This is a genomic window from Pseudoalteromonas sp. TB41, from assembly GCF_000497975.1.
GTDB classification, from domain to species: Bacteria; Pseudomonadota; Gammaproteobacteria; order Enterobacterales; family Alteromonadaceae; genus Pseudoalteromonas; species Pseudoalteromonas tetraodonis.
In genome coordinates, this window is sequence record NZ_AUTH01000089.1 from 1 (window position 1) to 5,006 (window position 5,006).

4 protein-coding genes are annotated in these 5,006 nt (G+C 39.1%); 3 read left to right on the forward strand and 1 reads right to left on the reverse strand.

Annotation, left to right across the window (positions count from 1 at the left end):
• Window positions 1-284: 284 nt before the first annotated feature.
• Window positions 285-1,520 carry a TMEM143 family protein gene (locus tag L641_RS0115165; RefSeq protein ID WP_024602347.1) on the reverse strand — a complete coding sequence of 412 codons (1,236 nt, stop codon included), beginning with the start codon at window positions 1,518-1,520 and terminating at the stop codon, window positions 285-287.
• A 188-nt stretch (window positions 1,521-1,708) separates the two neighbouring features.
• Here L641_RS0115165 and L641_RS0115170 point away from each other — a divergent pair, with 188 nt between their 5' ends.
• From L641_RS0115170 to L641_RS0115180, 3 genes are all read left to right on the forward strand, one after another.
• The gene (locus tag L641_RS0115170; protein WP_013465758.1) at window positions 1,709-2,293 is read left to right on the forward strand and encodes a VTT domain-containing protein; all 585 of its coding nucleotides are present in this window, start codon (window positions 1,709-1,711) and stop codon (window positions 2,291-2,293) included.
• A 71-nt stretch (window positions 2,294-2,364) separates the two neighbouring features.
• On the forward strand, window positions 2,365-3,264 hold the full coding sequence (locus L641_RS0115175) for a GGDEF domain-containing protein (protein WP_024602348.1): 900 nt from the start codon (window positions 2,365-2,367) through the stop codon (window positions 3,262-3,264).
• A 76-nt stretch (window positions 3,265-3,340) separates the two neighbouring features.
• Window positions 3,341-5,006, forward strand: a 1,666-nt coding sequence (locus L641_RS0115180; protein WP_024602349.1) for a DUF2339 domain-containing protein, incomplete at its 3' end; no start/stop codon positions are given.

Sequence of the window (5,006 nt, forward strand, 5' to 3'; positions counted from 1 at the left end):
GTTTGTAACCTAGTGGGCTAAGTAAAAACCGAGCAACAAAGAGTAAATCGCCCCTAGGCAGAACCCTTAGGGCAGCGCCTGTTTGGCATTGATGCTACGTTATCGCCTATTTATGGGGAATAACCACACCACATAGGCTCCGCCTTGCCTAAATACCAAACAAACTGCTGCAAATTCAACCTTGAAAGATCAACAGACCCTAGCTAATTACCAATTAGGTAATAACCTAAAAAGCAGCTGAAGTGTCAGCTGCTTTTTCGTTGTTATTAAGTAAAGCGTGCAGTTTAATTATATTGAAACAGGTTATCCCAGCGTTCATCTAATATGGCTTTTGCGTGCTCTAGATTTATCGCGTTATATAGGGTGTTTGTGCAGGTTACTAAATGCATACGTTCAAGTTTTTCAAGCGCATCACTAATTTCAAAATCTAGCTCGCATTGATACTTAGTTTTAAACCACGTCTCTATTTGCTCATCAAGCGCGTGTGCGCTTAAGCCATTTTTAGATTTTAGTAAAAACGTATACGCAAGCAGGGCTTCTTTAATGTCTTCTTCTTCGGCAGCGTCTATCAGAGTGTGGAATACACCGGCGTTGTTATCTAGGTTTTTAAAGTAGAGATTATCGCTCAACGCTTTCATAAATTTAATTTTGCGGTTTTTAAATTTACTCCACTCTTTAAAAACAAAACTACCAAATACCCCAATACCAATCGCTAACGTAATAAAGTGCTGCTGAGTCATGGTAACGGCTTCATCTCTAAACCCTCCCCAAAATGCAAACAAAGCAAACAATAAAAGTAATGAGGCGCCCAGTTTGGTAACTAACACCACCGCACCGCCAATAAGTGCAGATGAGCCAATAATAATTTTATCAATCGGGCGCATCCGCACTTCGCTATTAGGAAATAGCATTTCTAAGTCAGCTTTTGGCACATTTTGAAATAGTTTTACTATGGTAGAACTTGGCTCAAACCCCATAGGTAGTTTATTTTTTGATTCAAAATAGGCTTTATCTTTAAAGCGAATAAATACCGCTACGCGGTCGTAGTTGGTAAAATGCAGTGGCTTTTTACGTAAGCCCCAAAAGCTGGTTATGGTTTCGGTGAGTTGCGATTCGCCTCTGCGATAAAAGACCACTTCTTCAAAGTCGTCAAACTCTACCTCTAGGCGTACCTTAAAAAGCGATTCTTCGTTGAGTGCATCTTGTAGGTCTTCATTGGTAATCACTTCAAAATTAGCCGCATTTAATACGTTGGCAAAATCTTTAGCAAAATCGCGTTGGCACTGGGCTTTTTGCTCCTTCGAGACAGGAGCTAACGAGCGAGTGTCGCTATTAGGATCAAACGGTGCGTAATTGTTTTTTAGTGACTCAAGGATTGAGTGGTAATTATAATGAATCAGGCTGGCGAGCACGTCGCAAAACTGTTTGAAAGAGGTTTGTTGTGCACTATCGGCAAGCTCTTGGCTGCACATGCCTATGATATCTTGCTTTCTAAAAGGAATAAAACGCGCAGTTTGCATAATTAATAATTGTCAGAAAAGTATAATGGCATTGAGCAATAATAAAGTACTCTGGGAAGTATTACTATTTTGCCAATGTTAAATCTATAAATAATAAGGCGTTATATTTTCAGGTTAGATTAACCTAACTGTGCGATGATGCCAGTACCCGCTAAAAATATTAATCTCAGTAGTTAAAAGGATGTTTAATGGCTATACAAAAAAAGCTCAAGCAAAAAACACGTCAGTTTATTGAGTCTAAAAATATGCTCAGCGGTATTACGTTTGCCTCATTTTTAGAATCCACCATAGTGCCCATTCCACTTGAAGCAGTACTGGTGCCATTAATGCAGGCAAGGCGTGAAAAACTGTGGCAAATTGCCCTTATGGCCACAATCGGCTGTGTTATTGGGGCGTTGTTTGGTTATGCGTTGGGTTATTATTTATTTGATGTAGTGGGCGATTGGATCATTAATACCTTTTCTAGTCCTGAACAGTTTGAAAACGTTAAGCAAAAAATGCAGGCACAAGGTTTTTGGTTTGTATTAAGCTTAGGTATTGTGCCTATTCCGTTTCAAATTGCGATGTTGGCCGCTGGTGCAACTAAGTATTCGCTGGCACTGTTTTTAGTGGCATCTGCGATTGCGCGCTCTATACGCTATTTTGGATTAGCGTTAGTGGTATATTATGCAGGCAATCAAGCTGAGCGACTTATCAGTAAACATAAAACTAAAACCATGATTGGGTTAACTATTTTAGTTGCTATTGGCTGGGTTGTTAGCACACTAATATAAATCAATCCGTTTTATAATTTGTGGTATAGTTTTTAATAGTAATTATAAAAATAATGTAAATATCGCCTATGATGAACCCGGAAAAAGTGAGTCTAAAGTTAAGCCATTTTGTTAAAATTACCAGATTAAATAAGCTGTTAATTTTGATGACGCTGGCGTTTATTATCGCTTTCTCAATTTTTTCGTTGATGTACTTTCCCCGATTAGACATAACCCAAAACCTCTATGGCTTTACCACTGACTTTATTAATTTAGTGGTGATTTTTGCTATTTTTTTTGTAGTGCAATGTTCACGGTTAGCTAAAAAAGCCTATTTATACGTCAGTATCGGTTTAATGCTATGGATTGTAGGCTCTACTGCCGATGTGCTCGATGAAGTGATACGTCAGCCTTTTTGGATAAGCAATTACGTAGAAGACTTATGTCGCACATTAGGTATGCTAATTACCGCTTATGGTTTATTTAAAACCATGCACTTTATGCAGCGAATGCACAACCGGTTAGCGCAAGAGTTTATTATGGATGATTTAACCAAAGTGTATAACCGTCGCTGCTTTTATCAGCATGTGAAGGGGGTTGTTAATAATCCTTACACTGTTTTAATTATAGATCTCGACCACTTTAAACGTATTAATGACGATTATGGCCACGATGTGGGCGATAAGGTGCTTAAACAGTTTGCTGATAAAGTGAACCGTCTTTTTAAAGATGAAAATATTTTTGCTCGTATAGGTGGTGAGGAGTTTGCCGCTTACCTGCCTAGTTATGAGCTTGATGAAGTACTTAACTTTTCGCAGACTATTCTAGAGACGGCTCGTACTATTACAGTACAAAATCAGCGTTCTTTAACGGTCAGTATCGGTATTGCACATCGTACAAGCGACCAGACCTTTGATAATGTAATGAAACGTGCTGATCAAGCATTATACCGCGCTAAAAAAGCAGGCCGTGATCGCCTTGAGGTTGCTTAACCATCGTAATTTTATGGTATAAGCTTTGTTTGTAATTTTTTTGGGTACTTGTTTTGTAAAATAAAAAAGGGACTGTATGGATGAGTTAATCGGATTAGCAATCATTATATCTATTGCGATTGTTGCAGGAGGCGTATGTGGTTTAGTTGCCTTAGTGCAATTAAACGGCTTAAAACAAGAGATTGCAGTATTAAAATTCAAGCTATCACAGTATGAGTTAAACCCAAATACAGTCCCTAGCAAATCCCCTGTAAACACACAACCAGATAACGCAAAACCTTTAAACCGCGCAGACATTCCTGCCTCTGATTATAAACCTGCGAGCATTAAACATACGCCACTACCTAAAGTAGCAATTAAAAAGCCATCGAGTATTGAACTGCTTTTTAAACAATTACGTGCAGGCTTTGAACAAAACTGGATGACTTGGATTGGTGCTATTGCTTTGGCTTTAGGTGGCGTGTTTTTAGCCAAATACAGTTTAGAGGCGGGGTTACTTTCACCTGCAATGAGGCTCAGTGCCGGTGGATTATTTGGCATTGGCTTAATCGCAGCAGCGTATTATTTACATTATAAACGTATCGTTTTTGAAGGCTTTAATAATTACATTCCTGCAGCCCTTGCCAGTGGCGGCTTTATGACTTGCTTTGCCTTAATGTTTTTGGCCTATAACAGCTTTACCATGCTAAGTGCTGAGTGGGCATTTATTGGCTTAGCAGTGATTGCTCTTTGCGCCAGTGCAATGGCGATTAAGTTAGGTCCTTTACTTGCTGTAATTGGCATTATAGGCGCATACAGTGTTCCTATTTGGGTAAATACGGGCAGTGGTCAGTTATTTTCTTTACTTATTTATGTTGCCCTTGTGAGTGTTGCCGCAGCGGTTGTGGCACATAAAGTACAGCGAGTGTGGTTGTGGTATTTACTATGGGTAGGGCATATAGGCTGGTACTTGGTTGGACTCACTCTATTTAACTACGACACAGTGTGGTTAATAGGCGCTTATGCGTTACTAAGTATTTTAGGCTTAATAGCTATTGCACGTTTAGGTTTGGGCTTTAATACCCTTGAAGTGCGCCCGCACAGCTTCAAACGATTAGTTAACTTATTTCCAGATCACGGATTATTACTGGCCTTTATGGCGCCTTTAATGATTGCCATGCTATTGAGTTTGTTTAATTTACAATGGCAAATCGTGGCGTTGTTAAGCATCGCTTTGTTACTATTTTTAGTGTTAAAAAATAGCCGTTGGGATGCATGGCAAGGGGTTTCTTTAGTGATTGCGCTGTTACTAGTGATCAGTGCTAAACAAACTTATGCCTTTGATGATGCGTTATTTATTTTTAAAAACGAATATGGGCTAGGCTTATTACTTGCTCTGGGGTTAAGTGGCTATGGACTCTATTTTGGTAATAAATACCCAAAACGATTAGCTTTTCATTTGCTTGCTTCATTAAGTGTGTTTGCATTAGTTGGCACTTTGTATGCGATGATCCCAAATACGGCTTTAGCAACCGCTTATCCACTTTGGGCGGTATTGTTATGTTTAATGAGTGCGGTGTTAATTAAATTTACGCAAAATAATACAACCTTATGGCAGCGTTTTAGTTATTGGGTGGGAGCAAACGCCAATATCACTTTAGCAATTACTATGCTACTGAGCGATAGCGGCCTTACCATTGCACTGGCTGTTCAAGTATTACTGCTGAGCTTATTAATAAAAAAATACAGTGTGGCTATGCCAC